Source organism: Pseudomonas sp. zfem004 (assembly GCF_032621715.1).
Taxonomy (GTDB): Bacteria; Pseudomonadota; Gammaproteobacteria; order Pseudomonadales; family Pseudomonadaceae; genus Aquipseudomonas; species Aquipseudomonas sichuanensis.
Map to the genome: position 1 here is coordinate 37,749 of NZ_JAVYJF010000025.1, position 25,175 is coordinate 62,923.

General features: G+C 66.8%; 23 protein-coding genes and 1 pseudogene. 11 read left to right on the forward strand and 13 right to left on the reverse strand.

Annotated features, from left to right (window positions below; genetic code table 11):
* Positions 1–17: 17 nt before the first annotated feature.
* Genes RTH46_RS22320 through RTH46_RS22350 form a run of 7 tightly spaced genes read left to right on the forward strand, consistent with a single transcriptional unit; the run spans position 18 to position 6,529 of the window.
* Positions 18–1,328 carry a type II and III secretion system protein family protein gene (locus RTH46_RS22320; RefSeq protein WP_410478590.1) on the forward strand — a complete coding sequence of 437 codons (1,311 nt, stop codon included), beginning with the start codon at positions 18–20 and terminating at the stop codon, positions 1,326–1,328.
* Positions 1,325–2,515 carry a pilus assembly protein gene (locus RTH46_RS22325; RefSeq protein WP_316906654.1) on the forward strand — a complete coding sequence of 397 codons (1,191 nt, stop codon included), beginning with the start codon at positions 1,325–1,327 and terminating at the stop codon, positions 2,513–2,515. The genes RTH46_RS22320 and RTH46_RS22325 overlap by 4 nt, the downstream gene beginning before the upstream one ends.
* Positions 2,512–3,768 (forward strand): CpaF family protein, encoded by a 1,257-nt coding sequence (locus RTH46_RS22330; protein WP_153785803.1) that lies wholly within the window; start codon positions 2,512–2,514, stop codon positions 3,766–3,768. The genes RTH46_RS22325 and RTH46_RS22330 overlap by 4 nt, the downstream gene beginning before the upstream one ends.
* Complete coding sequence (locus tag RTH46_RS22335) at positions 3,765–4,646, forward strand: type II secretion system F family protein (RefSeq protein WP_279846701.1); 882 nt, start codon at positions 3,765–3,767, stop codon at positions 4,644–4,646. The genes RTH46_RS22330 and RTH46_RS22335 overlap by 4 nt, the downstream gene beginning before the upstream one ends.
* A complete protein-coding gene (locus RTH46_RS22340; RefSeq protein WP_178125780.1) occupies positions 4,643–5,536 on the forward strand; it encodes a type II secretion system F family protein in 894 nt (297 codons plus the stop codon). The genes RTH46_RS22335 and RTH46_RS22340 overlap by 4 nt, the downstream gene beginning before the upstream one ends.
* 11 nt (positions 5,537–5,547) lie before the next feature.
* Positions 5,548–6,249 carry a tetratricopeptide repeat protein gene (locus RTH46_RS22345; RefSeq protein WP_153785805.1) on the forward strand — a complete coding sequence of 234 codons (702 nt, stop codon included), beginning with the start codon at positions 5,548–5,550 and terminating at the stop codon, positions 6,247–6,249.
* A 13-nt stretch (positions 6,250–6,262) separates the two neighbouring features.
* Positions 6,263–6,529 carry a DUF3613 domain-containing protein gene (locus tag RTH46_RS22350; RefSeq protein ID WP_153785806.1) on the forward strand — a complete coding sequence of 89 codons (267 nt, stop codon included), beginning with the start codon at positions 6,263–6,265 and terminating at the stop codon, positions 6,527–6,529.
* Positions 6,530–6,535: 6 nt separating this feature from the next.
* Here RTH46_RS22350 and RTH46_RS22355 read toward each other — a convergent pair whose 3' ends face one another.
* Positions 6,536–7,318 (reverse strand): response regulator, encoded by a 783-nt coding sequence (locus RTH46_RS22355; RefSeq protein WP_410478591.1) that lies wholly within the window; start codon positions 7,316–7,318, stop codon positions 6,536–6,538.
* Positions 7,319–7,428: 110 nt separating this feature from the next.
* Complete coding sequence (locus tag RTH46_RS22360; RefSeq protein WP_153785808.1) at positions 7,429–7,899, reverse strand: prepilin peptidase; 471 nt, start codon at positions 7,897–7,899, stop codon at positions 7,429–7,431.
* 75 nt (positions 7,900–7,974) lie between these two features.
* Here RTH46_RS22360 and RTH46_RS22365 point away from each other — a divergent pair, with 75 nt between their 5' ends.
* Both RTH46_RS22365 and RTH46_RS22370 read left to right on the forward strand, forming a co-directional pair.
* Positions 7,975–8,418, forward strand: a complete 444-nt coding sequence (locus RTH46_RS22365; RefSeq protein WP_153785809.1) for a TadE/TadG family type IV pilus assembly protein — start codon at positions 7,975–7,977, stop codon at positions 8,416–8,418.
* Complete coding sequence (locus RTH46_RS22370; protein WP_316906656.1) at positions 8,415–11,051, forward strand: ATP-binding protein; 2,637 nt, start codon at positions 8,415–8,417, stop codon at positions 11,049–11,051. Before RTH46_RS22365 ends, RTH46_RS22370 begins: the two co-directional genes overlap by 4 nt.
* Here RTH46_RS22370 and RTH46_RS22375 read toward each other — a convergent pair.
* From RTH46_RS22375 to RTH46_RS22405, 7 genes are all read right to left on the reverse strand, one after another.
* Positions 11,036–12,952: a pilus assembly protein TadG-related protein gene (locus RTH46_RS22375; protein WP_316906657.1), complete on the reverse strand. Its 1,917-nt coding sequence runs from the start codon at positions 12,950–12,952 to the stop codon at positions 11,036–11,038. The genes RTH46_RS22370 and RTH46_RS22375 overlap by 16 nt on opposite strands.
* Before the next feature lie 215 nt (positions 12,953–13,167).
* Complete coding sequence (locus RTH46_RS22380) at positions 13,168–13,728, reverse strand: DUF4136 domain-containing protein (protein ID WP_110992912.1); 561 nt, start codon at positions 13,726–13,728, stop codon at positions 13,168–13,170.
* Positions 13,729–13,747: 19 nt separating this feature from the next.
* Positions 13,748–14,383, reverse strand: coding sequence for a DUF4136 domain-containing protein (locus RTH46_RS22385; protein ID WP_316906658.1), 636 nt, complete (start codon positions 14,381–14,383; stop codon positions 13,748–13,750).
* A gap of 21 nt (positions 14,384–14,404) precedes the next feature.
* Positions 14,405–15,154: a methyltransferase domain-containing protein gene (locus RTH46_RS22390; protein WP_153785811.1), complete on the reverse strand. Its 750-nt coding sequence runs from the start codon at positions 15,152–15,154 to the stop codon at positions 14,405–14,407.
* Positions 15,151–15,456, reverse strand: coding sequence for a MazG-like family protein (locus RTH46_RS22395; protein WP_110992909.1), 306 nt, complete (start codon positions 15,454–15,456; stop codon positions 15,151–15,153). The genes RTH46_RS22390 and RTH46_RS22395 overlap by 4 nt, the downstream gene beginning before the upstream one ends.
* A 199-nt stretch (positions 15,457–15,655) precedes the next feature.
* Positions 15,656–16,507, reverse strand: coding sequence for a MaoC family dehydratase (locus RTH46_RS22400; RefSeq protein WP_316906659.1), 852 nt, complete (start codon positions 16,505–16,507; stop codon positions 15,656–15,658).
* Position 16,508: 1 nt separating this feature from the next.
* Entirely contained in the window at positions 16,509–17,861 is a 1,353-nt protein-coding gene (locus RTH46_RS22405) for a 3-oxoacyl-ACP reductase (protein WP_316906660.1), read from the reverse strand.
* A gap of 114 nt (positions 17,862–17,975) precedes the next feature.
* Between RTH46_RS22405 and RTH46_RS22410 the strand changes: the two genes are divergently transcribed.
* A complete protein-coding gene (locus RTH46_RS22410; protein ID WP_316906661.1) occupies positions 17,976–19,253 on the forward strand; it encodes an acetyl-CoA C-acetyltransferase in 1,278 nt (425 codons plus the stop codon).
* Positions 19,254–19,303: 50 nt separating this feature from the next.
* Complete coding sequence (locus RTH46_RS22415) at positions 19,304–20,092, forward strand: helix-turn-helix transcriptional regulator (RefSeq protein ID WP_316906662.1); 789 nt, start codon at positions 19,304–19,306, stop codon at positions 20,090–20,092.
* A gap of 106 nt (positions 20,093–20,198) precedes the next feature.
* Here RTH46_RS22415 and RTH46_RS26400 read toward each other — a convergent pair whose 3' ends face one another.
* The 4 genes and pseudogenes from RTH46_RS26400 to RTH46_RS22430 form a co-directional block, all read right to left on the reverse strand.
* Positions 20,199–20,966 carry a methyl-accepting chemotaxis protein gene (locus RTH46_RS26400; protein ID WP_371923660.1) on the reverse strand — a complete coding sequence of 256 codons (768 nt, stop codon included), beginning with the start codon at positions 20,964–20,966 and terminating at the stop codon, positions 20,199–20,201.
* A gap of 90 nt (positions 20,967–21,056) precedes the next feature.
* A pseudogene (locus RTH46_RS26405) lies at positions 21,057–22,145 on the reverse strand (cache domain-containing protein); the annotation flags it as partial.
* 224 nt (positions 22,146–22,369) lie between these two features.
* Positions 22,370–22,768, reverse strand: a complete 399-nt coding sequence (gene cueR, locus RTH46_RS22425; protein WP_153785817.1) for a Cu(I)-responsive transcriptional regulator — start codon at positions 22,766–22,768, stop codon at positions 22,370–22,372.
* Positions 22,765–25,164, reverse strand: a complete 2,400-nt coding sequence (locus RTH46_RS22430) for a heavy metal translocating P-type ATPase (RefSeq protein ID WP_316906664.1) — start codon at positions 25,162–25,164, stop codon at positions 22,765–22,767. The genes cueR and RTH46_RS22430 overlap by 4 nt, the downstream gene beginning before the upstream one ends.
* Positions 25,165–25,175 lie beyond the last annotated feature (11 nt).

The following is a 25,175-nucleotide window of genomic DNA, read 5'->3' on the forward strand; positions in this document are numbered from 1 at the left end:
CGGCAAGGATGCATTTCATGCGTAGTTCTTTGCATAGTTCCTGGCGTCGCACGCGGCGTCGCTCCGCGCAGCGGCCCTGGCTGTTGTGCCTGGCCCTGTGGTTGTTGATGCCGGTGGCGCAAGCGGTTGGCAAGGGCTGCGCAGCCTTCGACCAGCTGCCTTCGGTGATCGAGATGGACCAGGGCCTGCAGCAGGAGCTGCGCCTGCCGGTGGCCATCATCCGCGCCGCAGTGGGTGACCCCAAGGTGGCCGATGTGCAGCCCAGCGGCGAGCGTGCCGTGCTGCTGACCTCGGTGGGGCAGGGCAATACCAGCGTGATGCTGTGGACAGACTGCGCCTCGCGACCGCACCGGGCCATGCTGTTCGTCAAGGGCCGGGCCAGCGCTGACATGGCCGAGGTGACGCAACCGGCCGCCGGGGAGGACGCCCTGCCGATCCAGGTGCAGGCCGATATCCGTTTCGTCGAGGTGCGCCGGCAAAAATACAAGGAAGCCGGTGCCAGGCTGTTCTTCAAAGGCTCCAACAACAGCCTGTTCGGTTCGCCCGGCACGGTGCCCAACACCTTCGTGCGCCCCGACTACGTGCCGGGCATCCAGAACGGCACCAACCCGGTGACCTACGCTGATGTGCGGCCAGGCATCCCCCTCAACGACAACGTCTTCAACATCGTCTGGGGCGGCGGCAGCAGTCGTTTCCTGGCGATGATCAACGCACTCGAGAACAGCGGTTTCGCCTACACCCTGGCGCGCCCCAGCCTGACCGTGCTCAGCGGCCTGACTGCAAGCTTCCTGGCCGGCGGCGAGGTGCCCATCCCGGTGCCCAGCAGTGGCAGCGACAACGTCTCGATCGAGTACAAGGAATTTGGCGTGCGCCTGGCACTGACCCCCACGGTGGTCAGCCGCAACCGCATCACCCTCAAGGTGGCCCCCGAAGTCAGCGAGCTGGACTACAGCAACGCGGTGACCATCGCCGGCACCCAGGTGCCGGCCCTCAGCGTACGGCGCACCGACACCAGTATTTCCCTGGCCGATGGCGAGAGTTTCATCATCAGCGGGCTGGTCAGCAGCAACGTCCGCTCTTCCGTGGACAAGCTGCCGGGGTTGGGCAGCCTGCCGATCATCGGCGCGTTCTTCCGCCAGTCGGCGCTCAACCGTGAAGAGACCGAGCTGCTGATGATCGTCACCCCGCACCTGGTCCAGCCGCTGGCCGCCGACGCGCGCCTGCCGGAGCTGCCGGGCGAGGCGCTGCGCACCTACGACCCCAGCTGGGGTCGCCTGTTCTTCATGGAAAACGGCAGTTTCGAAGGCCAAGGCGGGTTGTCCCGATGAACGAAAGCCATAACCAGACCTACCTGGCCCTGACCCGCAACCAGGACGACCTGCACTGGCTGCAGGGCGCCCTGGCGCCGTTGGGGCAGGTGATCGGCGCCAATGGCCCGAGCCTCGACGAGTTGCTGGCGCTGGTCGACATGACCTTCAGCAACCTGGTGTTCATCGGCCTCGACCGCGAGCAGTTGATCGCCCAGTGCGCGCTGATCGAAGGGGTGCTGGAGGCCAAGCCGATGCTGGCCATCGTCGCGCTTGGCGATGGCATGGACAACCAGCTGGTACTGCATGCCATGCGCGCTGGCGCCCGCGACTTCGTCGCCTATGGTTCGCGGGCCAGCGAAGTGGCCGGGCTGGTACGGCGCCTGGGCAAACGCCTGCCGACCGTGGCCAGCAACCCCAGCCTGGGTGGGCTCAGCGTGCTCTACGGTGCCCAGCGCGGGGCCGACGGTGCGTTGCTGACCACCCACCTGGCGCGGGTGGTGCAGGACAGTGGCCAGCAGACTCTGCTGCTCGACCTGGGCCTGCCTCGTGGCGACAGCCTGGCGCTGCTGGGGCTGGAGGCGTCGTTCCACTTTGGCGATGCCTTGCGCCATCTGCGCCGGCTCGACGCCACCCTGATCGACAGCGCCTTCACCCGCGACAAAGGGGGCCTGCGCATTCTTGCCTATGCCGCCACCGACGAGGCGCTGGAGCAGACCAGCGCCGCCGAGCTGTACATGCTGCTCAGTGCCTTGCGCCAGCATTTCCAGCACATCGTGCTGAACCTCACCGGGCAGGCCGACAGCGAAGCGTTGCGCACCCTGGTCAGCCATTGCGACAAGCTGATCCTGTACACCGACCAGAACATCCTCGATTGCCGGCGTAACCTGGAGCTGCTCGAGCAGTGGCGTGATCGCGGCATCAAGCTCGAGCATGCCAGCCTGCTGGTCGACCGCTTCATGCGCCATGTGGCGCCGGATGCCGAGGCCCTGGCCAAGCGCTATGGCTTGAAGCTGCTCAAGGTCATGCCCTACAGCCCGGAGCTGCGCCTGAATGCAAAGAACCAGGGCCTGAGCCTGTTCGAGCTGGCCCCACGCGAAGCGCTGAGCCAGGCACTGCGAGAACTCGGCGAGCGCCTGGCGCGGCGCTCGGAAAACCTGGCGCCCCCCACCCACACCTGGCTGCGCCGCCTGTGGAGCAACCGATGAGCAGCGAAGAACCCTTTGGCGGGCCGCGGCAGGCGGCAAACGACCCGCAGGTGCTCAAGCGTGCCCTGCACCGGCATGTCATCGATGCCATCGAAGACACTGGCCGCAACCTGCTCGAAGGCGCGCGCCCGGCCCTGGCGCAGTTTGTTCTGGAGCAGGTGGGCGACTATGTGGCGCGCCTGCGCCTGGCCCTGTCGCGTTACGAGATGGAGCGCCTGGCCGAAGAGATCGTCGACGAGCTGACCGGCTACGGCCCGCTGGAAGTGCTGCTGCGCGACCCGAGTGTCACCGAGATTCTGGTCAATGGCCCGTTCCGGGTGTTCGTCGAACGGGGCGGGTTGCTGCAGCATACCGACTTGCGTTTTATCGACGCACACCATGTGCAACGGGTGATGCAGCGCATCCTGGCGCCCCTGGGGCGGCGCCTGGACGAGTCGTCGCCGATGGTCGATGCGCGCATGCCCGACGGCAGCCGGGTTAACGCGATCATCCCACCGGTGGCGCTGGACGGGCCGTGCCTGTCGATCCGCAAGTTTCGCCAGGACATGCTCAAGAGTGCCGACCTGCTGGCCACCCGGGCCATCGACCAGGCCATCTACGACTTCCTCGAACGCGCCGTGGGCCGGCGCTGCAACATCCTCGTCAGTGGCGGCACCGGTACCGGCAAAACCACCTTGCTCAATATCCTCAGTCAGATGATCGCGCCCCAGGAGCGGCTGGTGACCATCGAGGATGTCGCCGAGCTGCAACTGCACCACCCGCATGTGGTGCGCCTGGAAACCCGCCCGCCCAACGCCGAAGGCCATGGCGAGATCAAGGCCAGCGAGTTGATCCGCAACGCCCTGCGCATGCGCCCCGACCGCATCATCCTCGGCGAGATCCGTGGCGCCGAAGTGGTCGATGTGATGACGGCGATGAACACCGGCCACGATGGCTCGATGAGCACAGTGCACGCCAACAGTGCGCAGGATGCCCTGCTGCGTCTGGAAACCCTGGTTGGCCTGACGGGCCGCCAGGTGGCCGAGAAGACCTTGCGCCAGATGATCTGCGCGGCGCTGGATGTGGTGATCCAGCTGACCCGCCTGGCCGATGGCCGCCGTTGTGTGAGCGAAGTGCTGGAAGTGGTCGGCGTGCGTGACGACGTGTACGTGACCAATACCTTGTTCCGCCTCGACCGGCGCGGCGGCGATGTGTTCCTCAGCGAGGCGCCGCACCCGGCAGGGGCCAAGCTGCGCCACGAGGGCCTGCTGTGATCGGCCCGCTGCTGCTGGCCCTGGCGCCGCTGTGCCTGGGCATGGCGTTGCTGCTGTGGCGTGTGGCCCTGCACAAGCGTGGTGAGGAGCGCATCCTGCAGCGCCTGGGGCGGGCCTACCGCGCGGTGCGAGGTGCCAGTGCCAGGCGTGACTGGCTCGACCCGCTGCTGCAGCGTGCCGGCCTGGCGCCGGGCGAGCGTGGCCTGCACTACGGGTTGCTGGCCTGGCTGGGCCTGGTGCTGGTCGCCGGCCTGGCCGGAGGCTGGGTGGCGGCATTACTGATGCTGTTCGGCCTGCCTTTGCTTGGTCATGCCTACCTCAGTTGGCGCTGCCGCCGACGGGTGCGGCAGATCGTCGAGCAACTGCCTGGCCTGCTGGACTACAGCGTGCGCAGCCTGAAGGCTGGGCGTACCTTGAACGACGCGGTGCTCGGGGGTATCGATGGCACGCGCGAGCCTCTGCACTCGGCAATGCTGCGGGTGCGGCGCAACGTGCGCATGGGCGTGCCGTTGGAGGATGCGGTCAGTGAACTGGCCGAGTTGTACCGCCAGGACGAGCTGCGCCTGTTTGCCCTGGGCCTGCGCATCAACCAGCGTCATGGCGGCAATGCCAGCGAATTGATGGAGAACCTGATCAAGCTGATCCGCGAGCACGAGCAGGGCGACCGCCAGTTGCGCGCGATGACCGGTGAAACGCGAATCACCGCGTGGATCCTGGGGGCGTTGCCGTTGGGCATGGTCGGTTACTTTCTGCTCGCCAACCCCGGTTACCTGCTGGGCATGTGGCGCGACAGCCATGGACAGACGATGTTGCTGCTGGCCTTCGCCCTGCAGGCCATCGGTTGCCTGGTGCTGTGGCGCATGATGAGGCGCCTGTGAACGCTGCCTTGCTGTTCAGCGTCCTGTGCCTGCTGGCCGGCTTTGCCCTGCTGGCGCTGCAGGCCGCGCGGCAGTTGCGCGCCCGTCAGCGGGTGGCGCGCCGCCTGCAGGGGCGCTTGGCCCCTGACGAACGGCTGGGTGACTGGCTGCACTGGCTGGGCAGCAGCCCGCTGGGGCGGCGCCTGCAGCGGCTCGACGGCGAGGCTCAGGTGCTGTTGGATCGGCTGGGCTGGCGGCGCAGCCGGCAGCGGGCGTTGTTCGCCGCGCTGCAGCTCGGGCTGCCGTTGCTGGCCACCGGCCTGGTGCTGGTGATGGTGCATGGCTTGCCGGGTGAGCGTCGGGGCAACTGGATGGTGCTGGTGCTGTGTGCGCTGGGTGTCGGCTACCTGGTGCCCAAGCGCCTGCTTGCCGCGGCGGCGGCGCGGCGCCAACGCAAGATCGCCCAGGAAGTCAGCCTGATGATCCCGTTGCTGCGCATTCTGTTCGAGACCGGCCTTGCGGTGGAGCAGGCGTTGCGCGTGCTGGCCCTGGAGGGGCGCAGCCTGGTGCCGAACATCTGCGACGAGTTGCAGCTGGTGTTGCAGCGGGTCGACTCGGGCCTGGCGCTGGGGCCGGAGCTGGAAAAGACCGCACGGCTGCTGGCGGTGGACGAGTTCATCGACACCTGCGTGATCCTCCAGCAGTTGCTGGTGCAAGGCAGCGGTTCGATGAAGTCGTTGCTGGCGCTCAAGGAACTGCTGGATGACCGGCGCCTGACCGGCCTGCAGGAGCGGGTGTCGAAGATGTCGGCAAAGATGTCGGCGGTAATGATGGTGTTCCTGTTCCCGGCCTTGCTTATCGTCCTGGCCGGGCCGGGCTTTTCCGCCTTGGCGCGGGCATTGGGATCCTGAGGGGGAGAGGGATGAAAGCGATCGTGCTGATGACGGGCCTGCTCTTGCTGACCGGCTGTGCCGGGCAACCGCCCGAAGGCCTGGCCCAGCTGTTTGGTGGCGGCAGTTGTGGCAAGCCCGCAGCCGACCAGCAGTTGAGCCTGGACATGGCCGACCAGATGATTGGCGAAGGCCGCCCGCATGCGGGGTTGGCGCACCTGGAGCAGTTACCGGACACCCTTGACCAGGTGCGCCTGCGCAAGGCCAAGGTACTGCGCCTGCTGGGCCGCAGCGAGGCCGAACCGCTGTACCGCAGCCTGCTGGGGGGCTGCCTGGCGGCGGAAGGCGAGCATGGCCTGGGGCAGATAGCCGCGGCGCGGGGCGACGACACACAGGCCCTACGCAACCTGCAGCGCGCGGCGCGCCTGGCGCCGACCGATGAAAAGGTACGCAACGACCTGGGCCTGGTGCAGATGAAACTGGGCAACGATGAGCAGGCGCGCTTCGAATTCCTCACCGCCCTTGAACTGAAGGATGACAACCCATTGCCGGCGGTCAACCTGGTGACCCTGTCACTGGTGCAGGACAACTGGAACCAGGCCGAGGACCTGGTCAAGCGCCTGCGGCTCAAGCCTGAGCAGTTCGCCGAAGCCCAGGCCCGGGCCCAGCAGCTCAGAGCTACTGGGCGCGGCCCGCTTGCCGCACGCGCCACGCCGACGGCAGCCATCAATTGAACGGGAGGTGAGTATGTTCAAGCCCTGGATAGCCCTGGCCTGCCTGGCCACACCGCTGCTGGCGCAGGCCGAGGAGCCGGTACGCCAAGCGCGGGCAGAAACCGCCACCGAGGCGCTGCTGCAGGTGCAGGCGAGCAATCGGCAGGCCTCGCCGGTGCGCCAGCAGCAGACCGACAAGGAGCGCGACCAGTCCATGCAGCGCTGGCTGGACAGCTACAAGTACGAGATTCCGGACTTCTATCGCTGGACCAAGATCAGCTCGTCGAACAATGGCGGTTGATGGCCGTCAATGGGTGGTGAAGCGCTGGTGCAGCGGCGACGAGCGGGGCGCCAGCGCCAGTGTCAGCTGCGTGCGGTTGTGCATGTGGGTCAGGCGCAACACCTGTGAAACATAGAGCTTGACGGTGTTCTCGGTGATGCCCAGCTCGCAGGCGATCTGGTAGTTGGTCTTGCCCTTGCTCACCAGCTTTGCCACTTCCATCTGGCGCGGGGACAGCTTCTCGAATGCCGACGGCAGTTCCGGCTCGGCCTCCTCGACGTCCGTGGCGCGGCGATGCACGCCCTGGCCGCGGGCTTTTTCCAGGTCCTGGTAGAGCTCGTCGATGGACTCGGCCAGGCCCTGCAAGCGCTGGTTGAGGTTGCCCAGTTCGCGGAAGTTGCGCTGGCGCTCCAGCAAGGCGAGCTCCTGGCGCCGCACGCCTTCGAGCAGCTCGGTCAGGTCCATGGGCTTCTGGTAGTAGTCGGCGAAGCCTTCACGCAGGGCGCGGATCACATCCTGCTTTTCGGCGCGGCCGGTCAGCATGATCGCCTCGAACAGCCGCTGGTTGCCGGAGATCTGTTTCAGCGCCCGGACCAGCTCGATGCCATCGCGCTCGGGCATATGCAGGTCGCAGAGCACCAGGCCGATGGCTTCGTCGGCGATGTACTGCTCGATGGCCTGGTCCGTGGAATGGGCCGGGACGCAGCGATAGCCTTCACTTTCCAGCCAGTCGCACAATTCTTCGACAATCAACGGCTGGTCATCGACAACCAGCACTTTCACTTCACTGACGGACTTGTTCACGATCAACTCCCTGTCGTATCGGTCTTGCGGCCGGGCCGTGGGCACCGGCAACAAGAAAGTAGTCGCACTTTGCAATCAAGTACATGGACTGTACACCTTATCCGAACGTTCAGTCTTCATTGGATCCAAACTGCCGTCAGGAGAAAGCCGGCCAGTACATAAGGCGCAAAGGGCTGCTTGTCGCCGACTTCTTCAGCGAGTTTCTGCAGGCGTTTTTTCAGTTTTGGATTGAGCAGGGTCCACAGCCGGCGCCGGCCCAGCAGCCAGGCCAGCACGGTGATGCCGGCGCCGATGAAGGTACCCAGCACATACTGCGGGCTGGTGGCCAGGGCCAGGGCGGCCATCAGCTTGACGTCGCCGGCACCGAAACGGCCGAGCATGTAGCCGGGCAGTGTCAGCAGCATCACGATGGCCAGGGCCCAGCCGGCCTCGCTGGCATCGGCGCCGATCCAGGTGCGGCCGGTGGCGAACAGCCAGGCCAGGGCGCAGGTTGCGACACCCAGGGTGAGGGCGTTGGAAATCTGCCGTTCACGGACATCTTGTTCGGTGCACAAGGCAAGCCACATCAGAAGAACAATGCTTTGCATTGGCAAATTGCCATCCCTATTCGTTGAACGGTTCTATGCTGTCAGACAGGTCTCACAGTCAGGGTAGACGCGAACATGCAAGCAAGCCCGGCGGGACGGCAAAAAGGCGCGGCAGCCATCGAGTTTGTCGCGGTATTCATGATTTTTTTCGCGGTGTTCTATGGGCTGGTCAGTTATGCCCTGCCGATGCTGATGCTGCAGTCGTTCAACCAGGCCAGCAGCGAGGCGGTGCGTCGCTGCGTGGCCGTCGATCCGGCAAGCGCCACCTATGCACTGGACGTGCAAGGCGTGGCGCACCAGGTAATCAGCCGGCAGTTGGCCTGGATGCCCGACGCCCTCGGCTTCAACGTGGCGGGCGACACCCGGGTTGTGGTGGGGGCGGACAAGCTGCTGACGGTCACCATCGACTACCCCCGTGACCGGCTGGAGCGGGTGTTGCCCGTGCTGGTGCTGCCGCTGATCGGCGAAGTGCCGAAGCTGCCTGAGCGCCTGCAGGCCCAGGCGAGCCTGCAACTGTGACGGGCAGCCTGTTCGACCGTTGGCGCCTGCCGCCGTCCCCTGCACCCGAGCTGGCCAACGTGCCGGCGGTGGGCCTGCAACTGTGGCTCGACGATCAGGCTCGGGTGCTGCGTCTGGCGGGCCCGCTGCGGACCTTGCTGGCCTTGCCAGGGCGTTCCACCGCGCGGGTGCACGACTACCTGCAACGCCACAGCTGGCTGGTGCTCGAAGGCGAACCTGGTGACTGGCAGGGGCAGCCGCTGGATCTGGATTTCCACACGGTCATGGGCCAGGCGCTGCATACCCGTGGCTGGTTGCAGCGCCACGGCGAGGCTTGGCTGCTGCAGCTGTTCGATATTGGCGACCTGCTGCGCGAGCAGCGCTGGGATCGCCAGCGGCCACTGCTGGTCGAGATTGGCCATGCGCTGCGTGAGTGCGGCGCCGAGCGCTTGCTGCAGACTACCCGTGAGCAGTTGCAGGCGCTGGCCGAACACTGGCAGGCCGCCTCGCTGCGGCTGATGCTGCGTGAGCCGGGTGGCTGGCGCCACTACGCCAGCAACGAGGACCAGTGGCCCTGGCCGGACGATGGCCGGTTGCAGCCCTGGTTGCGGCAACTGCCTGCGCAGACGTTGATCGAAGTCACCGATGACCCTGAGCTGCTGGCGCGCTGCGGCGGGCTTTCGCTGTTCCTGGTGCCCTACCGCCAAGGGCTGGATGCCGAGGCCTGGCTGCTGTGCGCCGGGGCCGCGCAGACGCCCCCGGCCGACATGGCGCTGGCGTTGGCGCGGACCTTGGTCGAGCCGCTGCTGGCGCGTCATCGACACCAGCAGCTGCAACGCCAGGCCAGTCACCTCGACGACCTCCAGCAGCAACTGGGGGCGGGCTGGTGGGAGTGGCCGCTGGACGGCCAGTTGCAACTCGACCCGGCGCTGGCCACGACCTTGGCGTTGTCGCGTCAGGTCGGTGAAGGGCAATGGTTGGCGCGCCTGCACCCGGCCGACCGTGAGCCCGCGCAACTGGCGCTGCAGCAGGCGCGTGAGGGGCTGGCGCTGAACCTGAGCCTGCGCCTGGGCGAGGCCGATGGCATGGGTGCGCAGCGCTGGTTCCAATGGGTTGGTCAGTTGCAGGGGCAGCAGTTGCGCGGTTTCCTGCTCGACATCAGCGCGCTCAAGACCCAGGAGCATCAGGCCGGCACTGCCCGAGCCCGGCTGGAGAACCTGATCGCCAGTTCGCCGGCGGTGATCTACGTGCAGCGTTACGCCGACGGCGCGCTGCACAGCGAATTCTTCAGTGCCAGCCTGGCGCCATTGCTGGGCTGGCCGGCCGATGGCGAACTGGCGCGCCAGCCGGGCCTGGCCGTGCACCCGGATGACCGGCCGCTGTGGCTGGCGCGCACCCGCGACCTGCTGCGCGACGGCCAGGTGCGCTGCCGTTACCGCCTGCGCGACCAGCTTGGCGGCTACCACTGGATGCACGATGAGGCGCGTCTGTTGCGTGACGACCTCGGCCAACCCCAGGAGGTGGTCGGGCTGTGGCTGGATGTCAGCGAAGCGACCGAGGCCGCCGAGCGCACGCGCCAGAGCGAGGAGCGCTACCGCGTGCTGGTGGAGGACTCACCGGCGATGATCTGCCGCTACCGCCCAGACCTGAGCCTGGTGTTCGGCAACCGGCCCCTGGCCGACTACCTGCACTGCACGCCGGAGCAGCTGGTGGGCGCGAACCTGGGCCAGTGGCTGTCCGCCAGCCAGCGTGAAGACTTCCTTCAGCGCTTGCAGGCGCTGACCCCGGAGCAGCCGATGAGCAGCGCGGAAATCTGCCTGCAACTGCCTGGCCGTGAACAGGCCTGGTGGGTGTGGGCCGATCGCGGGCTGTTCGATGCCCAGGGCCGCCTGCTGGAGATCCAGGCTGTCGGCCGAGACAACACGGCGGTGCGGCGCAGCCAGCAGCAATTGCTGCAGGGGGCGAAAATGGCCACGCTGGGCGAGCTGGCGACCGGGCTGGTGCACGAGATCAACCAGCCGCTCAACGTGATGCGCATGGCGGTGGTCAACACGCTGCAGCGCCTTGAAAACGGCACTGCCGATCCTGCGTACATGGAACAGAAGCTGCGCCGGATCGAGGCGCAGATCGAGCGCGCCGCGCGGCTGGTCGAGCACATGCGCGTGTATGGCCGGCGTTCGGCGCCCGAGCGTGAGTGCTTCAGCGCCTGGGGCGCGGTAGAAGGGGCCCGCGCCTTGCTGGAGGAGGGCCTGCGCGGCAAGGGCGTGAACCTGTGCATCGAGGCGCCCGCCGAGCAACCGCAGGTGTTCGGCCATCAGGATCAGCTGGAGCAGGTGTTGATCAACCTGATGGTCAACGCCCGTGACGCCTTGCTCGAGCAGCGCAGCGCGCAACCCTGGATCCGCGTGCGCCAGAGCTTGCAAGGCTCGCGCCTGTGCCTGCTGGTGGACGACAACGGCGGCGGCATCGACCCGCATCTGCTCGAGCGCATCTTCGAACCCTTCTTCACCACCAAGCCGGCCGGAGTCGGCACCGGCCTTGGGCTGTCGGTCAGCCACGGCATCGTCAGCCACATGGGCGGCAGCCTGTCGGTGGCCAACAGCGACGAGGGCGCGTGTTTCCGGGTTGAACTGCCGCTTCACAGCAGCAGTTGAGCATGCCCGCTGCTGCAACTGAGGTTGGCGCCGACCTGGGCATTGGCCAGATCGATGCCCAGGGTCTTGAGCAGCACGTTGAGCAAGGGGTCGATCAGTGGGCTGAGCAGGTTTTTGATCAGTGGCTCCAGGATGCTTTTCACGGTAGTTAGCGTGCCGGCCACAAGGTTCATCAGGTCACCGAAAACATTGTTCACGTCAGGCTTGTAGGCTTCGATCTGAACGCCCGCAAATGTGGTGGTCAGGCTGCCGACCACATCCTGGTTGTTCATGCGCAGATAGGCCGGCAGTTGGTTGATGTCCGGTGGTGCAGAAGCGCCTTCGAACAGCAGCGGGGTGACCGTTGCCTGCAGGATTGGCGCGTTGGCCTTGAGCCCAAGGCCGCCCCCGGCAAAAGCCGCGCGGGTACAGGCGGCGCCCAATGGGCCGCAGGTCTTGATGCCGATATCGACCAGGGGCAATGGGGTGAGCGCTGAGCTCCCGTTCAGGAAGAATGTGTTCGCATCCTTGTACTTGCCGATGGTCACGACGGCGGCTGCGCTGCGGGTGGTGGCGGTAAGGCGTTTGTCGGGTAGGCAGCGGTAGTCGCTCACCCGGCTTTCTGCCTTGGCTACTTCGATGCCGATGTGCAGTGATGCTTTATCCGGCACGACTTTTACCTCGACGTACTTGCACTGGCTGAGCCCCAGCGCGCAGGTCAGCGACTGGACCACACCCACCAGGTTCAAGTGCAGCAGGTCGTTGAGCACCGAGGTCAGCGGGGCGGCCAGGCTGGTCACAGCGTTGACCAGGCCAAGCACGCCATCTAGCAGTGGCAGGTCGAGCGATACCAGTGCCTGCACCTGCGCGGTATGCACTTCGATCACGTCGGTGGCGGGGTTGCCCACTGCCGAGACCTGTTCAGGCTGGATCACCTTCATCTGGACCCGGCCATTGACCAGCCCCAGTACGCTGATGGGCAAGTCGACGTTTGCGGCGTTCTTGCTCACGGCCAACTGAATCACTCCCTGGACCAATTGCAGCAGCTGAATGCTGCTGTCCAGACCGGCCTGCGCCGTGCCGTTCTGGATGTCGAGAATGTCGCCCAGATGCAGTTTGCCGCTGGGTGTCCCGACTGCAACATTGCCAAGGTTGGTGGCGACGCCGAGCGTCGAACTGCTCTGTTGCAGGACATGGACGGCGGCGTTCAGCAATTGGGTGAGCGTGGCATCCGTGTTGAGCAACTTGTCGTAATCACCGGCCTTGATATTCAGGTCTACTGCCAGTTGCTCGACATATTTGAGCAGGTTGATCTGGGTATCGGCGATGCCCTGCCAGCCGGCCAGGTTGAGCTGGGCGTTGCCGCCCAGGCTGGTGAGCAGGGCATTGAGCAAGGTTGAGTGGCGCGAGTCGAGGGTTGCCAGGGTACTGCGAATCCGCAGCATCGCTTGGGGCGGCGCGGCCTTGGCCGCCACGGCACTGGCATGCAGTGTGGTGGTACGCGAGAAATTGCCATCGATCAGGCTGAACAGGCCGCCGGCGGCACTGGTGGTAACCGCGTTTCTGACTTCGACCTTGATCGCTTCAGGGCGGCTGTTGTCGGCGGTGAATACCCGCAGGTTGTCAGTGCCGGTGCGCAGGTAGCCACAGCTGGCGATCAATGGGTTGTTGACGGAGTGGCCGTTGCGGGTGGCGGCGGTGCGGGCCAGCACCGAGGCCTGCACGCCGGCGCCGCTGCACACGCCGCCATGCTCGGCGGCCTCCAGCGCGGCCATGTCGGCGATGCGCTGCAGCTTGCGTTGTTCCAGGTACAGGCGCCCGCTGTCGACGGTGAGCAGCATGAATAGCAGGGCCAGGCCAAGGGTCAGTGCGGCCATCAGGCCGATCGCGCCGCGTTGGCGCACTGCGGGATGGGGAACCACGGGCACTCCTTTGCCGGCCTGTGGCCTGGCAGCGCGGCGGCGGTGCAGGGAGTGTAGTCAAGCTGATGGCAAGTTGCCTTGATTGGGGTATAGGTCGTGGACTGTCTGTAACGGCCTATCGCCGGGAAGCCGGCTCCCACAGGTGTGACGCATCTCCGCAGTGCGGCGCTGTACCTGTGGGAGCCGGCTTGCCGGCGATGGGGACAACGACTCACTCAGTGGGGTGGGTAGTTGCTCAATACCTGGGTCACGGTCTTCTGGATCGCGGCGTTGCGCTCCTGTGGGCTGGGCGGGTAGTTGTTCATGATCTGCTCGGCGCTGCCACGCCAGACCAGCTTGCCGTCTCGGCCATCGAACATGTCGACCTGGATGGTCGCCACCTTGTAGTCGACGCTGCGGGTCTCGTTGTACATCGGGCCGCCCCAGTAGCCCCCCCAATAACCGCCCCAGGCACCGCCGTAGTTGGTGGTGACCTGCTGCTGGCGGTCTTCGACGATCAGGTAGGCGCGCACTTTCACATCAGCTTTGGCGTTGCCCTGCACGGGGCGCAGGCCACGCTGGTCGAGCTGGCCGGCGACGGCCTGGCGGATGCGCTGCTCGGTGAGGTCGCTCTTGATCCGCGGGTCATCCGGCCGGTACTGCAGGCCGGGCTCCTGCCAGGCCCAGCTGCGGTAGGCGGCGAAATCGCGGCTGGCATCGAAATCCTGTTGGACGTTGTTGCTCGCACAGGCACCGAGCAGCAGCGCGAAGGACAGTACAACGAGACGTCGCAACATGATGGTTCTCCGTTAAAGGTTAACTGGGAGGATAGCCGCTCAGTGCCTTGCTCACTGATTCGCGCAGGGCGCTCTCGCGCTCGCGCGGCGAGTCCTTGTCGCTGCCGCTTTCGGCGCTGGCGCTCCACACCGGCTGGCCGTTGCGCGCGTCGAACAGGTCGATGCGCACCACCATGACCTCGACCTGGTAGGTGCGCACGATCGGTACGCTGCCATAGGCGCCGTAGCCGTTGCGGTAGCCGCCGTAGCCGACGCTGCCGTAGGGGTAGGGCCCGTAGTAGGGGTCGTAGCTGTCGTAGTCGCGCACCTGGCGCAGGCGCCGTTCCAGGCGGATGTCGGCGCTGACCAGCAAGTCTGGCGCGCCACCCCGGGCCGGGCGCAGGCCCTGTTGATCGAGGGCGCTGCTCACCGCGTCGGCCAGTTGGCCCGGTTCGCCGTTGACCAGGCCGATGGGCTGCTGGTTGTCGCGCCAGCTCCAGCTGCGGTAGCGGCCATAGTCGCGCGGTGGCGTCGGGTAGGCACTGGCATCGAAGGTGCTGGCGGCCTGGGGCGGGGCCGGCGGGATGGGGTTGCCACTGGCCACGTAGGGGTTGCTGCCTTGGCAGGCGGCCAGGGCGAAGGGCAAGAGGGCCAGGCAGAGCAAGCGGTACGGCATGGTTCCTCCTGGCCGTTGGGGTCAGTGCGGGCGGCAGATCCAGTGCAGGTAGCGGCCGAGCCCGGCGAAACTTGGGTGACGGCGGTGCGCCAGTTCCATTTCCAGCAGGTCGAGCAACTCGGCCTTGTCCTGGAATTCCTTGGGCATGTAGTCGTGGAACACGCGCACGCCACTTTCGCTTTCGACCTGCCACAGAGGTTCAAGTTGCGCCCGCAATTGGCGCGGATCAAGTGGTTTTTGTGGGGTCAGGCTCTGCTTTTCACCGGCCAGGCGGTTGCTGCGCAACTTGCGGAAATGGCCCTTGAGCAGGTTGCGGTAAACCAGCGCGTCGCGGTTGTAGAACGCCAGCGACAGCCAGCCGCCGGGGGCGGTCAGCTGGTGCAGGACCGGCAGGATGCTTTCGGGTTCGGCCAGCCATTCCAGCACGGCGTGGCACAGTACCAGGTCGTAGGGTTCGGTCAGCTGGCCGAGCAGGTCCTGCCACGGCGCCTGGATGAAGGTGGCCTGCACGCCAGCCTCGGCGAAGCGGCTACGGGCACCTTCGAGCATCGGCTCGGCGGGCTCGGCGAGGGTCAATTGGTGGCCGCGCTGGGCCAGCCACAGGGCCATGTGGCCCAGGCCGGCGCCGATGTCGAGGATGCGCAGCGGGCGGTCGGGCAGGGCGTCGGCCAGGTCGGCCTGGAGTACTGCCAGGCGGATCGCGCCCTTGGCGCCACCGTAGATCTTCTCGGCGAAGCGGGTGGCCAGTTCATCGAAGTGACGGTCGTTCATTTGCCGAAGCGCCTCTCGCTGTCGGCCAGCTTGGCCCGTACCACTTCGTTCATGTCCAGGCCCAGCTCGCTGCACAGCAGCAACAGGTAGAGGACGATGTCGCCGACTTCCTGGCCGGCATGGGCGAGCTGCTCCGGGGGCAACTGGCGTGACTGGTCTTCACTCAGCCATTGGAAGATTTCCACCAGTTCGGCCATTTCCACGCTGGCGGCCATGGCCAGGTTCTTCGGGCTGTGGAAGCCGCGCCAGTCGTTGGTGTCGCGGATCCGGTGCAGGCGTTCGGTCAGTTCTTGCAGGTTCATCGGGGCTCTCCTCGTGGCGCATAGCTTCCGGCGAGGTCGACGGTAAAGCAAGTGACATCAGTGGTGGCCTCATCGCGGGGCAAGCCCGCTCCCACGAGATGGACTGCCCCCAAGGGTTGGATTGGTGTCCAACTTTTTGGTGCAGTCCAAGAAGAAGCGTGGGAGCGGCGGTGCGCCGATGCGACTTGCCCCGCGATGATCAGAGTGAACGCCAGCGCCCCACCATGTGCAGCAGTCCGCCATGCCCATCCAACCGCAGCTCGCCCGTTGGCGCCGCGGCACTGGCGCTGAGTACCACTTCCGACGGCAAGCGCACCGGCTTGTGGAAATCCACTTCGAAGCCGTAGCCGGCCTTCGGCAGATGGCCCTGCAGCGCCGCCAGTGCCATGGCCTTGCTCCACATGCCGTGGGCAATGGCCCTGGGGAACCCGAACAGGCGCGCGCTGGCCGCGCTCAGGTGGATCGGGTTGTAGTCACCGCACACCCGGGCGTAGCGCCGGCCGATATCGCTGTCGGCGTACCAGCGGGTGGCCTCGGGCAGCTCGGCCGGTTCGGTTTCGCTGGCCGGCTGTGCGGCGCTGTCGAGTTTCAGCCCGCGTACCAGCATGCGGCTGGTCTCGCGCCAGAGCAGGCCCAGGCCATCCTCGGCCTCGGTGATCAGGTCGAAAGTGCCGCCTTTCTCGTGCGCCTGCAGGTTCTGTGCATGCACGGCGAAGCGCAGCCCGTCGATGCCGCCGAGCGGGCGCAGCACTTCGATACTGTTGTGCAGATGCACCATGCCCAGCAGCGGGAAGGGGAAGGCGTTGGCGGTCAGCAGTTGCAACTGCAGGGTGAAGGCCATGATGTGCGGGTAGGTACCCGGCAGGCGGCCATCGTCGGGGAAGTGACAGAGCCTGCGGTAGGCCGTCAGGTGGTTCGGATCGACCCGCAGGAAGCAGCGCAAGCCTTGCTCGGGGAGCTGCGTGGCGCTGATCTTGCGTTTGCGCAGGGCGCGCAGGTACAGGTTGGCCCGTGCGTCGGGGCTGTGCAGGTCATGCCAGGTCAAGGTCATGTCAGGCTCCTATCAGTGCCTGCCCGCAAACGCGCAGGACCTGGCCGTTGACCGTCCCCGAGCCCGGCTGGCTGAGCCAGGCGATGGCTTCGGCGACATCCTGCGGCAACCCGCCCTGGCCCAGCGAGCTCAGGCGCCGCCCGGCCTCGCGCAGGCCCATGGGCATGGCGGCGGTCATGTGGGTTTCGATGAACCCGGGGGCCACTGCGTTGATGCTGGCGCCGTGCTTGGCCAGTGTCGGTGCCCAGGCCTGGGCAAAACCGATCAGCCCGGCCTTGCTCGCAGCGTAGTTGGCCTGGCCACGGTTGCCGGCGATGCCGCTCACCGAGGCGAGCAGGGTGATGCGTGCGCCATCGTGCAGCTTGCCGGCCTCCAGCAGCGCCTGGGTGAGCACCTGCGGCGCCTTGAGGTTGACCGCCAGCACCGCGTCCCAGTATTCCGGGGTCATGTTGGCGAGGGTCTTGTCGCGGGTGATGCCGGCGTTGTGCACGAGGATATCGAGGCCATCGGGCAGCGCCTCGACCAGTTGCGTGGCGGCGTCGGCGGCGCAGATGTCCAGGGCCAGGGCACGGCCGCCCAGGCGCTCGGCGAGGGCGTCGAGGTCCTTTTGCGCCTGGGGCACGTCGAGCAGGGTCACCTCGGCGCCATCACGGGCCAGGGTTTCGGCGATGGCCGCGCCGATACCACGGGCGGCGCCGGTGACCAGGGCCCGGCGCCCGGCGAGCGGGCGGGTCCAGTCACCGACCTGGGCGGCGCAGGCACTCAGGTGCAGGACCTGGCCGCTGATGAACGCGCTTTTGGGCGAAAGGAAGAAGCGCAGCGCACCCTCCAGCTGGTCCTCGGCATCGGCGCCGACATACAGCAGATTGGCGGTGGCGCCATTGCGCAGCTCCTTGCCCAACGAACGGCTGAAGCCCTCAAGGGCACGCTGGGCCACGCTGGCCTGCGGGTCGTCGGTGGCCTGCGGGGGGCGGCCGAGGATCACCACGTGGGCGCAAGGCGCCAGGCTGCGCAGCAGCGGTTGGAAGAATTCGCGCAATTGCTTGAGCTGGTCGCTGTCGGCCAGCGCGCTGGCATCGAACACCAGCGCCTTGGGTTTTGGCCCAAGGCCGGCGACCCAGGCCGGCGATTGCAGGCTGTCGTCATTGAAGCTGTAGCATTCGGCGGTCAGGCGCGGGGCAATGCTCTCTACCTGCCTGGCCAGCGGCCCGCCGCCCAGCACCAGGGCACCTTCCACCGGGCGCAGGCGGCCTGGCTGCCAGCGTTCCAGCGGGGCCGGACGTGGTAGGCCGAGGGCATCGACCAGGCGCCGGCCGAGGTTGGAGTTGGCGAAGCCGAGATAGCGGTCACTCATGTACGGATCTCCCTGAAGGCAAGCATGCAAGTGTGGACCATGTTTGTGGCAGGGGCGTTCGACCGGGCGAAAAGAACTACGCTTACGGATCTATTTGCTTCTGGAGGTACAGGCATGCGTTCAACTCGCCGGGTCGCGATCCTGGGTGGTAACCGGATTCCCTTCGCACGCTCCAATGGCGCCTACGCTCGGGCCAGCAACCAGGCGATGCTGACGGCGGCGCTGGAGGGCCTGATCGAGCGTTACCGGCTGCACGGCCTGTGCCTCGGTGAAGTGGCGGCGGGGGCGGTGCTCAAGCATTCCCACGACATGAACCTGACCCGCGAATGCGTGCTCGGCTCGCGCCTGTCGCCGTGCACCCCGGCCTACGATATCCAGCAGGCCTGCGGCACGGGGCTGGAGGCAGCGTTGCTGGTCGCCAACAAGATTGCCCTGGGGCAGATCGACAGCGGCATTGCCGGCGGCGTCGACACCACCTCCGATGCACCGATCGCGGTCAACGAGGGCCTGCGCCAGATCCTCCTGCAGGCCCACCGTGGCCGAACGCTGGGCGAACGCCTCAAGCCCTTCCTGAAGTTGCGCCCACGGCACTTGAAACCCGCACTGCCGCGCAACGGCGAACCGCGTACCGGGCTGTCGATGGGTGAGCATTGCGAACGCATGGCGCAGCTTTGGCACATTGAGCGGGCTGCGCAGGATGAACTCGCGCTCGAGAGCCACCAGCACCTGGCCGCCGCCTACGCCGAAGGCTGGCACGACGACCTGCTGACGCCCTACCTGGGCCTGACCCGCGACAACAACTTGCGCCCCGACCTCACTCTGGAACAGCTGGCCAAGCTCGAGCCGGTGTTCGACCGCAGCGGCCAGGGCAGCCTGACGCCGGGCAACTCCACGCCGCTGACCGATGGCGCCTCCCTGGTGCTGCTGGGCAGTGATGACTGGGCGCAGGCCCATGGCCTGGAAGTGCTGGCGTATCTGGTCGATGGCGAGAACGCCGCCGTGGATTTTGTTCACGGCCAGGAGGGCCTGCTGATGGCGCCGGTGTATGCGGTGCCGCGGCTGCTGGCGCGCAACGGCCTGACCCTGCAGGACTTCGATTTCTACGAGATCCATGAAGCCTTCGCCGCGCAGGTGCTGTGCACGCTCAAGGCCTGGGAGGACGCCGAATACTGCCGCACGCGCCTGGGGCTGGACGCACCGCTTGGGGCCATCGACCGCAGCAAGCTCAATGTGAAGGGCAGCTCGCTGGCCGCCGGGCATCCGTTCGCGGCGACCGGCGGGCGCATCCTGGCCAACATGGCCAAGCTGTTGGCCGGGCGCGGTAAAGGGCGTGGGCTGATTTCGATCTGCGCGGCGGGCGGGCAAGGGGTGACGGCTATTGTCGAGCGCTAAGCCGGCGCGGGGCTGTTAGTCTTGTCCGATCAGCAACAACAGGCCTTGCCATGCCGACTGTCGGACAGACCCGCGCTCCGCGCCCCATCCCCGTCCTGGACCATCTGCCCAGGCCACTCTACGCCCGTGCCGAAAGCCTCGGCGCCGGCTCCTGGACCACGCGCCACCAGCATGACTGGGTGCAGTTTTCCTATGCCATCAGCGGCGTGCTTGGCGTTTATACCCATGACGGCAGCTACTTCGCCCCGCCGCAGTGGGGGGTGTGGATACCGGCGGGGGCCGAGCACGAGGTGGTGACTTCGATGCAGGCCGAGATGCGCAGCCTGTACGTGCGCCGCGATGCCTGCCCCTGGGCCACGCAGGAGTGCCGGGTGCTGGAGGTGACACCGCTGGCGCGGGAGCTGATCAAGCAGTTTTGCACCTTTGCCGTGGACTACCCCGAAGGGGACAGTGCCGAGGCACGCCTGGTGGCGGTGCTGCTCGACCAGCTGCGCAACTTGCCGCAAGTCGCGTTCTCCCTGCCGTTGCCCCGCCATCCCGGCCTGCTGGCGCTGTGCAACGGGCTGATTGCCGCGCCCGATCAGCCGCAGACCTTGCAGCAATGGGCCGTGCAGTTGGGGGTGTCGGAGAAGACCTTGATGCGCCTGTTCCAGCGTGAGACGGGGTTGAGTTTTCGCAACTGGCGCCAGCGCATGCGTCTGCTGTCATCGCTGGCGCTGCTGGAGGCGGGGGAGAGTGTGACGGATGCGGCGTTGGGGTGTGGCTATGACTCCACGTCGGCCTTTATTGCGGCGTTCAAGCAGTTGTTCGGGGCGACGCCGGGGGAGTTGAGGCTCTGAAACCATCGCGGGGCAAGCCCGCTCCCACGCTGCCCCCAAGGGTTGAATTGGTTTCCAACTTTTTGGGGGCAGTCGAACGTGGGAGCGGGCTTGCCCCGCGATGCGGTCAGGTGCGGAAGCGCCGCACCAAGGCATCCAGCTCGTTGGACAGCCCGGCCAGGCTCTCGGAGTCCTGGCGCGCGGCCTGGGCCAGCTCGGCCACCAACTGCGCATCGCCATGGATCTGGCTGATGTGCCGGTTGATGTCCTCGGCCACCTGGTGCTGCTCTTCGGCGGCGGTGGCGATCTGGGTGTTCATGTCGCGGATCACATCCACCGATTCGCGGATCTGGCCGAAGCTGTCGCGGGCCAGGCCGATGCGGCTGACCGACTGCTGCGACACCTCGATGCTGGCGTGCATCTGTTCGGCCACTTCGGCGGTGCGGCTGGCCAGGTTGCCAAGCAGGCCGTCGATTTCGGCGGTGGAGTCGGCGGTGCGCTTGGCCAGGGCGCGGACTTCGTCGGCGACCACGGCAAAACCACGGCCCTGCTCGCCGGCGCGGGCGGCTTCGATGGCGGCATTGAGCGCCAGCAGGTTGGTCTGCTCGGCGATCGAGCGGATGGTGCCGAGGATCGACTGGATGGCATTGCTGTCGCGTTCCAGTTGCTGGATCGACTGCGCCGACTGCTCGATTTCACGGCTCAGGCGGTCGACGCTCTGCACCGCGGCGTCGATCTGCTGCTGGCCGTCGCGGGCCTGCTGCTGGCCGCTGTCGGCCGACTGCGCGGCCTGGCTGCACGAACGCGCCACTTCGTTGGCGGTGGCGACCATTTCGTGGAAGGCGGTCGAGACCATGTCCACCGCTTCGCGCTGGCGCCCGGCGGCTTCGCTCATGTCGGCGGAGACCCGGGTCGAGCTGCTGGAGGTGCTGAGGATCTTGCTGGCCGCCGCGCCGATGTGCTGGATCAGGCTGCGAATGGCGCCGAGGAACTGGTTGAACCAGCTGGCCAGTTGCGCGGTTTCATCGCGGCCGCGGATTTCCAGGCTGCGGGTCAGGTCGCCTTCGCCCTGGGCGATGTCTTCCAGGCCATGGGTGACGCTGTTGATCGGGCGCACGATGAGCTTGGCGAAAGCCGCGCCGACCACCGCGAACACGGCGGCGAGGATCAGCGCCACGGCGCCGATCAGCCAGGTCAGGCGGGTGGTGGTCTGCATCACTTCGCTTTCGTGGATCAGGCCGATGAAGGTCCAGCCCAGTCGCTCGTCAGGGTAGACGTTGGCCATGAAGCGCTCGCCGTTGATCTCGACCTCGACCAGGCCTTTGCCGGCCTTGGCCAGGTCGGCGTAGCCATCGCCAAAGCTGGAAAGCTGCTTGAAGTTGTGGCTGGCGTCGCGCGGATCGACCATCACGTTGCCGTTGTTTTCCATCAGGATCAGGTAGCCGCTTTCGCCCAGCTTGATCTGCTTGACGATCTCGGTCAGGCCCTTGAGCGACACATCGATGTTGACCACGCCACCCGGGTTGCCCAGCTGGTTGGCCACGGCGCGCACGGTGCTGACCAGTACGGCGTCGTCACCGGCCCAGTAGTAAGGCGCGGTACGCAGGGTCTTGCCAGGGTTGGCCATGGCGGCCTGGTACCAGGGGCGGGTGCGCGGGTCGTAGTTGGCCATTTTCGGATCGCCGGGCCAGAACGCGTAGCCGCCGTCCTTCAGGCCATAGGACACATAGGCGTAGTCCGGGTGGCTCTGGGCCAGGCGGCTGAACAGGTCGAACAGGACCTTGTCCTGCTCGCCGGGGGCAATGTTGGCGGCATCGGCGCTGATGTGCTTTTTCACATTGTCGGCGCTGGCGGCCACCAACGGCTGCGCGGCGAGGTAATCGACGTTCTGGGTGATGCCCTGGAAGAACAGGTTCATGGCGTTGCCGACCTGGCGGATTTCCCGGCTGCTGTTGTCGAGGAAATCATCGCGGGCTTCACCGCGCAGGTTGACCACCACCAGGGTGGCGACGATGACGATGGGCAGGCCGGCAATGACGGCGAACGCCCAGGTCAGTTTTTGCTTGATGTTCATCCACGCTCCCAGATTATTTTTTTCGATACACGAGGCAGGTACTCAGGGCATCGGCAGCGTCTGGGTTTCTTGAAGGGAAATGCCCGTATTTATTGGATGAAACGGGTGTTTGAGGGGGATTCGGTCGGCTCAAGGCTAATATGGCATACCAAGAGCGGCGATTGAGTCGAAAGGAGTGCATGGGAGCGGCGCACCGACGCTCCCACTGTTATGCGGGCCTGGGTTCAGTGGCAGCAACCATTGGCCAGGTCCTTGAGGATCGGGCAATCCGGGCGGTCGTCGCCCTGGCAGTGGGCGACCAGCTCACCGAGGGTATCGCGCAGGCTGACCAGCTCTTCGATACGCCGGTTGAGCGCATCGATGTGCTGGGTGGCCAGCGCCTTCACGTCGGCGCTGGCGCGTTGCCGGTCCTGCCACAGGGTCAACAGTTTTGCCACTTCATCCAGCGAAAAGCCCAGGTCACGCGAGCGCTTGATGAACGCCAGGCTGTGCAGGTCTTCCGGGCCGTAGAGACGGTAGCCGCTGTCGCTGCGCATGGCCGGGCGCAGCAGGCCGATGGACTCGTAGTAGCGGATCATCTTGGCGCTGAGCCCGCTGTGGCGGGCGGCCTGGCCGATGTTCATGGCGCCTCCTGGTCGGTGCCGGTGGGTTTCCAGGTTTTCAGCCACAAGGCATTGCTGACCACACTGACGCTGGACAGGGCCATGGCGGCGCCGGCCAGCACCGGGTTGAGGTAGCCGAAGGCTGCCAGGGGGATGCCGACCAGGTTGTAGATGAAGGCCCAGAACAGGTTCTGGCGGATCTTGGCGTAGGTCTTGCGGCTGATCTCCAGTGCGGCGGGCACCAGGCGCGGGTCGCCGCGCATCAGGGTGATGCCGGCGGCCTGCATGGCCACGTCGGTACCACCGCCCATGGCGATGCCGATGTCGGCGGCGGCCAGGGCGGGGGCGTCGTTGATGCCGTCGCCGACCATGGCCACCACGCCATCCTGCTTGAGCCTGGCCACGGTGGCGGCCTTGTCGGCCGGCAGCACTTCGGCATGCACATCGTCGATGCCCAGGGCGTCGGCGACGACCTTGGCGCTGCCCCGGTTGTCGCCGGTCAGCAGGTGGCTGCTGATGCCACGGGCGTGCAGGGCGTCGATGGCCTGGGCAGCGCCGGGCTTGAGGCTGTCGCCGAAGGCGAACAGGCCCAGCACGCGGGGTTGGCTGCCCCGTTCGATCAACCAGGACAGGGTGCGGCCCTCGGCCTCCCAGGCCTGGGCACTGGCCGCCAGCCCACCGGGCTGCAGTTGGCTTTCATCGAGCAGGCGGCGGTTGCCCAGCGCCAGGTCGCGGCCGCCCACCAGGCCGGCGATACCGCGGCCGGTCAGGGACTGGCTGTCATTCACCTGCGGTACATCCAGGCCTTGCTCGGCGCAGGCGTCGAGTACCGCTTTGGCCAAGGGGTGTTCACTGCCGCGTTGCAAGGCCCCGGCCAGGCGCAGGAGTTCACCCTTGTCGCCACTGGCCGCCTGGCTGTGGACGATGCGTGGGCTGCCGGAGGTCAGGGTGCCAGTCTTGTCGAATACCACGCGGTTGACCGCATGGGCGCGCTCCAGCGCTTCGGCGTCCTTGATCAGGATGCCGTGGCGGGCAGCGACACCGGTGCCGGCCATGATCGCGGCGGGCGTTGCCAGGCCAAGGGCGCAGGGGCAGGCGATCACCAGCACGGCGACGGCGTTGATCAGCGCGGTTTCCAGCGGCGCGCCGGCCAGCCACCAGCCCACCAGGGTGAGCAGCGCCAGCACCAGCACGGCGGGGACGAATACCTGGCTGACCCGGTCGACCAGTTTCTGGATCGGTGCCTTGGCTGCCTGGGCATCCTCGACCAGGCGGATGATGCGCGCCAGCACGGTTTCGGTACCCAGGGCGCGGGTCTGCACCAGCAGCCGGCCCTCGCCGTTGATGGCGCCGCCGGTGACTGTATCGCCGGGTTGTTTGGGCACGGGCAGGCTTTCGCCGCTGATCAGCGCTTCGTCGGCATGGCTGCTGCCCTCGAGCACTTCGCCGTCGACCGGGAAGCGCTCGCCAGGTTTGACCAGCACCAGGTCGCCCAGGCGCAACTGGCTGATCGCCACGTCTTCTTCATGGCCATCGACTACCCGCAGCGCTCGCTCCGGGCGCAGTGCTTCCAGGGCGCGGATGGCGCTGGCAGTCTGGCGCTTGGCGCGGCTTTCCAGGTATTTGCCGAGCAGTACCAGGGCAATCACCACCGCCGAGGCTTCGAAATACAGGTGCGGCTCCATGCCGGCATGGGCATTGGCCCATTGGTACAGGCTCAGGCCGTAACCGGCGCTGGTGCCGAGGGCGACCAGCAGGTCCATGTTGCCGGCCCCGGCGCGCACGGCCTTCCAGGCGGCGACGTAGAAGCGTGCACCGAGGATGAACTGCACCGGAGTGGCCAGCAGGAACTGCGCCCAGGCCGGCAGCATCCAGTGCAGGCCGAACGGCTGCACCAGCATCGGCAGCACCAATGGCAGCGCCAGCAGCAGGGCGGCACCGACGGCCAGGCGTTCGTTGCGCAAGCGGTGTTGTGCCAGGGCCAGGTCATCGTGCGCGGTGCGTGGCAGGGTGGCGCTGTAGCCGGCTTGCTCGACCGCGGCGATCAGCGCGGCGTCATCGACGGCCTGCAGCACTTCGAGGTGGGCGCGTTCGCTGGCCAGGTTGACGCTGATCTGCTCGACCCCCGGCACTTTGCCGAGGGCGCGCTCGACACGGCCCACGCAACTGGCGCAGGTCATGCCGCCTATCTGCAGTTCGAGGGTGCGGGTGGGCACGCTGTAGCCCGCCTCGCGCACCGCGTCGACCAGCGCCGGCAGGCTGTCGGCCGGGGCCTGGACCCGGGCCTGTTCGGTGGCGAGGTTGACGCTGACCTGTTCTGCGCCGGTGACCTTGCGCAGGGCGCGCTCGACCCGACCTGCGCAGCTGGCGCAGGTCATGCCGGCGATCGGCAGGTCGAAGGTGGTGGATGCGGACATGGCTCTTTCCT

Bases quoted from the DNA above. Each gene is read 5' to 3' on its own strand.
- RTH46_RS22395 (WP_110992909.1), bottom strand. From the start codon at position 15,456: ATGAACCTGCAAGAACTGACCGAACGCCTGCACCGGATCCGCGACACC.
- RTH46_RS22345 (WP_153785805.1), top strand. From the start codon at position 5,548: ATGAAAGCGATCGTGCTGATGACGGGCCTGCTCTTGCTGACCGGCTGT.
- RTH46_RS22405 (WP_316906660.1), bottom strand. From the start codon at position 17,861: ATGAGTGACCGCTATCTCGGCTTCGCCAACTCCAACCTCGGCCGGCGC.
- RTH46_RS26400 (WP_371923660.1), bottom strand. From the start codon at position 20,966: ATGAGCGAAGCCGCCGGGCGCCAGCGCGAAGCGGTGGACATGGTCTCG.
- RTH46_RS22380 (WP_110992912.1), bottom strand. From the start codon at position 13,728: ATGTTGCGACGTCTCGTTGTACTGTCCTTCGCGCTGCTGCTCGGTGCC.
- RTH46_RS22415 (WP_316906662.1), top strand. From the start codon at position 19,304: ATGCCGACTGTCGGACAGACCCGCGCTCCGCGCCCCATCCCCGTCCTG.
- RTH46_RS22320 (WP_410478590.1), top strand. From the start codon at position 18: ATGCGTAGTTCTTTGCATAGTTCCTGGCGTCGCACGCGGCGTCGCTCC.
- RTH46_RS22430 (WP_316906664.1), bottom strand. From the start codon at position 25,164: ATGTCCGCATCCACCACCTTCGACCTGCCGATCGCCGGCATGACCTGC.
- RTH46_RS22365 (WP_153785809.1), top strand. From the start codon at position 7,975: ATGCAAGCAAGCCCGGCGGGACGGCAAAAAGGCGCGGCAGCCATCGAG.
- RTH46_RS22410 (WP_316906661.1), top strand. From the start codon at position 17,976: ATGCGTTCAACTCGCCGGGTCGCGATCCTGGGTGGTAACCGGATTCCC.
- RTH46_RS22325 (WP_316906654.1), top strand. From the start codon at position 1,325: ATGAACGAAAGCCATAACCAGACCTACCTGGCCCTGACCCGCAACCAG.
- RTH46_RS22400 (WP_316906659.1), bottom strand. From the start codon at position 16,507: ATGACCTTGACCTGGCATGACCTGCACAGCCCCGACGCACGGGCCAAC.
- RTH46_RS22385 (WP_316906658.1), bottom strand. From the start codon at position 14,383: ATGCCGTACCGCTTGCTCTGCCTGGCCCTCTTGCCCTTCGCCCTGGCC.
- RTH46_RS22360 (WP_153785808.1), bottom strand. From the start codon at position 7,899: ATGCAAAGCATTGTTCTTCTGATGTGGCTTGCCTTGTGCACCGAACAA.
- RTH46_RS22350 (WP_153785806.1), top strand. From the start codon at position 6,263: ATGTTCAAGCCCTGGATAGCCCTGGCCTGCCTGGCCACACCGCTGCTG.
- RTH46_RS22390 (WP_153785811.1), bottom strand. From the start codon at position 15,154: ATGAACGACCGTCACTTCGATGAACTGGCCACCCGCTTCGCCGAGAAG.
- RTH46_RS22330 (WP_153785803.1), top strand. From the start codon at position 2,512: ATGAGCAGCGAAGAACCCTTTGGCGGGCCGCGGCAGGCGGCAAACGAC.
- cueR (WP_153785817.1), bottom strand. From the start codon at position 22,768: ATGAACATCGGCCAGGCCGCCCGCCACAGCGGGCTCAGCGCCAAGATG.